The organism is Candidatus Neomarinimicrobiota bacterium (genome assembly GCA_041862535.1).
In the GTDB taxonomy this organism is placed as follows: domain Bacteria; phylum Fidelibacterota; class Marinisomatia; order SCGC-AAA003-L08; family TS1B11.
The window spans coordinates 1-5,221 of sequence record JBGVTM010000236.1; the positions used below are offsets into that span (position 1 = coordinate 1).

At 56.5% G+C, this 5,221-nt stretch carries 4 protein-coding genes; all 4 read left to right on the forward strand.

All coding sequences use genetic code 11. From position 1 onward, the window contains the following. Nucleotides 1–1,117: T9SS type A sorting domain-containing protein (locus ACETWG_08605; protein MFB0516651.1), on the forward strand; the 1,117-nt coding region annotated here is incomplete at its 5' end. A 212-nt stretch (nucleotides 1,118–1,329) separates the two neighbouring features. Further along, entirely contained in the window at nucleotides 1,330–2,172 is an 843-nt protein-coding gene (locus tag ACETWG_08610) for a hypothetical protein (protein ID MFB0516652.1), read from the forward strand. A 32-nt stretch (nucleotides 2,173–2,204) separates the two neighbouring features. Next, nucleotides 2,205–3,272: a TlpA family protein disulfide reductase gene (locus ACETWG_08615; protein ID MFB0516653.1), complete on the forward strand. Its 1,068-nt coding sequence runs from the start codon at nucleotides 2,205–2,207 to the stop codon at nucleotides 3,270–3,272. A gap of 225 nt (nucleotides 3,273–3,497) precedes the next feature. Next, nucleotides 3,498–5,210, forward strand: a complete 1,713-nt coding sequence (locus ACETWG_08620; protein MFB0516654.1) for a bifunctional sulfate adenylyltransferase/adenylylsulfate kinase — start codon at nucleotides 3,498–3,500, stop codon at nucleotides 5,208–5,210. Nucleotides 5,211–5,221 lie beyond the last annotated feature (11 nt).

A 5,221-nucleotide genomic window follows, 5' to 3' on the forward strand; every position in this document is an offset into this window, starting at 1 on the left:
CCGGGGTGAGGGGTACTGGCTCTACCAGCAGGTGCAGCACAATGTGGACCTTATGACGGGTCCTGGCCGGAACACCGCTCTGGAGGGCTTCGACATTGTATTGCAGCCGGGCTGGAACCTCATCGGGAGCCCCTATCCTTCCGGGGTGCCTATTCAGCTGGAGCAGGAGTATTTCTGGGGGCCGATCACCTACGATGGCAGCAAGTGGGTAACGAGTATAACGACGGAGTTGGCCCCCTGGGGCGGCTATGCGGTTTATAACCGCAACCAGTCGGCCAGCGAGACCGTCACTCTGAACGCCGCGCCGGGCGGCGGATTGGGCAAGGACCTGCTGGCAAAGGCGGAGGAAACGCCTCCCGATGGCTGGCTGCTGCAGCTTGAAGTGGTTGGGAGGACCTACGGCGACGGTCTCAACAGTATCGGGCGGCTGGAAGGTGCCAGCGAGCAGTTAGACTACTTTGACAATCCCGAACCGCCCTATGTCGCCGGGTTCATCTCCCTGGCAATGGAGCGGCCCGATTGGGGCGCCAATATGCCCCTGATGACCTCGGACATCCGTTCCCTGGAGGAGAACGACGGTGTCTGGGATATGGACCTGCATGTGAAAGGCGAGCAGGGACCCATCACCCTGTCGTACGAGCTTGAAGGCGATCTGCCGCCGGGCAACCGGATCGTCCTACTGGACGTGCTCACCCGGGAGGTGCACGACCTCCTGGCGACGGGAGAACCGCTCACCATCACCGATTATCGGGAACGGTTCCCCTACCATCTGAATGTAATCGCCGGGTCAGCCGACTACGTGGCCTATACCACCGAAGAGATCCTGGCTTCATTGCCGTCCGATTTCGCGCTGGCGCAGAACTACCCCAACCCCTTCAACCCGTTCACCCACCTGCGCTACAGCCTTTTCCGGCCGGCCAAGGTGACCCTGAAGATCTTCAACCTTCTGGGGCGGGAAGTGGTGACGCTGGTTGACGGTTGGCAAGACCTGGGGCATTATGAGGTGCTGTGGAATGGCCGGGATCGGTTTGGCATCCCGGTCGCATCGGGGGTCTACTTCGCGGCCTACATGGCGGAGGGCAGGATCTACACCCGCAAGATGGTGATGATGAAGTAGGAGCTTGCTGGGCCTGATCCTGGTCCCGATACGAGTCTTTGCCACGCAGCGAGCCCGCTCTCTTAATGTTTAGAGGTGTTTATTTCTACTTTTTATGCCCGTGGGAATGCACACTGTTGCTAGGGTCATGCAATAGTGCCCTTCTGCAAGGCAATGCTGTAGGAAATGCGATGCTGCGGTGTATAAGAAGACCCAGGTTGAGGAGTTAGATTATGAAGATGGGTTGGCGCGCGGCGTTAATTTGTGGATTGCTATTACAGGGCGTGAGTGCGGTCTGGGCCCAGGAGTTTGCTATCCTGTTCACCAACAGTGCTAATGGGACCATTGAGAACTGCTACTGTCCCATCGCCAGGCTGGGCGGATTGGAGAAGCGGGCACAGTTTATAGCCACCTACCGAGAACAAAATCCCGATGTGCTCGTGGTGGACAATGGGGATAATTTTATAGAATACCTTTCGCCGGGATTCGATAAAGTCATCACGGCCGCCTTTCAGCTGATGGATTTCGACGTGATCAATCTTGGAGACCAGGACATTGCTTACGGCACGGAGGAGTATTTCGAGCTGGCGGCCCTGATTCAAACGCTTGGTGAGCCGGTGACCATTGTCAAGGGCGGGGTTACCTACTCCATCCTGCCTATCCTGCATCCCGGCACAACCCGTTTTTATCCGGACTTTGTGTTTACGGACTTTGCCCTGGAGAATATCCGGGAGCAGATCGAACGATGGTTGGAATCGGAGGCGGCCGATAACTCTTTCAAGATCCTCCTGTCACACTCCGGATTCGAAGTTGATCGGGAATTTGCCGCCAGCTATGCGGAGATTGATCTGATTGTCAGTGGTCACTCCCAAACGGCCCTGGATACACTGACAGTGGTTAACGGTGTGCCCATTGTTCAGGCAGGTGGCTATGCCGGCTATGTCGGTGAGATTCGATTTGCCAAAGGGGGGGATAACTTTGAAGTGATGGGGTACCATCTTCATCCGCTTACACCGGAGATACCGGATCATCCGGAAGTGGTGAAAATTATTGACCAATACACCGCGAGCCCGTAATCTCTCCCAAAATTCAAACCTTAAGGGATGCTATGAGAGTCAGACATATTATTTTACTGCTAGCTTGTTTCTCGTTGACCTATGCCCAGCTTGAGGTTGGCCAGATGGTCTCCACCTTCTATCTGCCCCGGCTGGAAGGTGGGTCCTTCTATCTGAGCCGGGTAGTGGGGGCGAAGGCCCAGCCGGATGACCGCACGCCGGTAGTGTTGAGCTTCTTCCAGACTACCTGTATCCCCTGCAAGGCAGAGATCGCTGAACTGGAAAAGCTGCAGGAAGAATTCCCCGATATAAAAATTTTCCTGGTGGACCTGAACGAAGATGATCAGCTCGTCGCCGCTTATGTGAAGGAGTTTGGGACCAAACTCGAGATGCTTCTGGATCGCTACGGGGTTGTGGGGAAGAAATACGGGGTAGTCGATGAGAACGATGTGGTCCTTCTGCCCAACTGCTATCTCATAGCCACTGATGGCAGCGTATATTATCACCACACTAACTTCAAGCCAGGCGATGAAGCGATCTACAGCGAGAAGTTCGCCGAGCTCGCCAAGCAGCTGGAAAAGGAGCGCGCCGCGCGAGCTGCGGAGCTGGCGAAAGAAGAGGAAAAGGTAGAGGTTAAAGAGGAATCCGCTGCTGTTCTTGAGATTGGTCAGCCGGCCCCGACCTTTTTCCTGCCCCGGCTGGTGGGCGGCTCCTTTTACCTGAGCCGGGTAGTGGGACCGAGGGTCAAGCCGGATGACCGCATGGCGGTTGTGGTCAGCTTCTTCCAGACCACCTGTATTCCCTGCAAGGCGGAGATCGCCGAGCTGGAGAAACTACAGGAGGAATTTCCCGCAATAAAAATCTTCCTGGTGGACCTGAATGAAGACGACCAGCTCGTGTCCGAATACATCGAGAGATTTGACCTGAAACTCGAGATGTTGATGGATCGATATGGAGCTGTGGGCAAGAAATATGGGGTTGTGAACGAAAAGGGTGTCGCCGTCCTGCCCAACTCTTTCATCGTAGCCCCAGACGGGACCCTTTACTATCACCACACCGGCTTTAAGCCCGGTGATGAGGAGGTCTATAGGAAGAAATTCGCCGATCTTACCTCCCAATAGCTGCCACCCGGGATATGAACTCAAGGCCGGCGCTCCCGGCGAGCAGCGGGAATATTGCCGCCAGCTTCCTCCAAGTGTTATAACTCAAGCTGTACAAGACCTGTGGTTGCCAAGGAGTAATCCACTTGTCTAGATTCGGGTACTTAATTCAAATCCAGCGGAAGTTACTTGCCCAGGCAGACTCCCGTGTATTATCGGAAACGCAGTTAAAGGAAGACACAGGCTATGCCATCATCGCTTGTCCAGCCTCACGGTGGTCGTTTAGTTGATCTCATGGTCAGCCCGGACCTGGCTGACCGACTCCGATCTGAGAGTGTTCATTTCCCCTCACTTACCCTCAACGACCGCCAGCTCTGCGATCTGGAGCTGTTAATTACCGGCGGTTTTTCGCCTCTGGCCGGCTTCATGGGCCGGCGAGATTATGAATCGGTGCTGGCAGATATGCGTTTGTCGGATAGCACCCTATGGCCCATACCCATCACTCTGGATGTATCTGAGGGGTTCGCTGGTTCCGTCAAGGAAGGAGATCGGGTGCTCCTGCGGGATAAAGAGGGCTTCCCTTTGGCAGTGCTTACCATCACGGATATCTGGCGGCCCGACCTTCAGGCGGAATCCGAGCGCATATTTGGCACTACGGACACCCTGCATCCGGGGGCGTTCTACCTCCTGGTAGAGTCCGGGCCGGTTTACCTGGGGGGCCCACTTGAGGGGCTGGCCCTGCCCAAACATTATGATTACCAATTGCTCCGGCAAGGGCCGCGACAGCTGCGCGAGCTGTTTCTCAAACATGGCTGGGAGCGGGTGGTCGCCTTTCAAACCCGCAATCCCATGCACCAGGCCCACGTGGAATTGACCCTTCGGGCTGCCTCGGCCTCCAAGGCTAATATCCTGCTCCATCCCGTGGTGGGGCTCACCATGCCTGGGGACGTAAACCATTACACCCGGGTGCGATGCTATGAACATGTCCTGGCCCGGTATCCGGTTGGTACGGTCATGCTCAGCCTGTTGCCGTTGGCCATGCGCATGGGCGGGCCACGTGAGGCGCTATGGCACGCTATTATTCGGAAGAATTACGGTTGCGAATACTTAATTGTGGGTCGTGATCACGCCGGGCCGGGCCGCGACAGCCGGGGCGAGCGATTCTATGGGCCTTACGATGCCCAGGAGCTGATCAAGGAACATGAGCCGGAACTGGGCATTGCGATGATCCCTTTTCGGGATATGGTTTACATAGAAGAGCGGGCCGAATATATGCCGGATGACGAAATGCCGGAAGGTGCCCACGTGTGCCATATTTCGGGCACGGAGCTGCGGCGCCGCTTGGACAAAGGGCTGGAGCTGCCGGGATGGTTTTCTTATCCAGAGGTGGTGGCGGAATTGCGTAAGGCCCAGCCACCGCTGTCAGAGCGGGGTTTCACCGTTTTCTTTACCGGGCTGTCGGGTGCTGGCAAGTCCACTCTGGCTAAGGGCCTCATGGTCAAACTGCTGGAGGATGGCCGGCGGCCGGTGACCCTGCTCGACGGTGATATTGTCAGAACGCACCTTTCCAGTGAGCTGGGCTTTTCCAAGGAACACCGGTCACTCAACGTGCGGCGGATCGGGTTTGTAGCCAGCGAGATCACCAAGAACCGGGGGATTGCCATCTGTGCCCCGATTGCTCCCTACGCAGCTGACCGCCGGTTTAACCGGGAGCTGATCTCGCGGTATGGCGGATACCTGGAAGTGTATGTGAATACTCCATTGAAAGTGTGCGAGCAGCGGGATCCAAAGGGCCTGTATGCCAAGGCGCGCCAGGGGCTCATCAAGCAGGTTACCGGGATTGACGATCCCTACGAGGTGCCTGCCGACCCGGAGATCGTGGTGGATTCGAGCTACGAGGACCCTGAAGCCCTGGCACAAAAGATCTTGCTGCGCATCGAGCAGTTGGGTTATCTGTAAAGAGGCTGCCC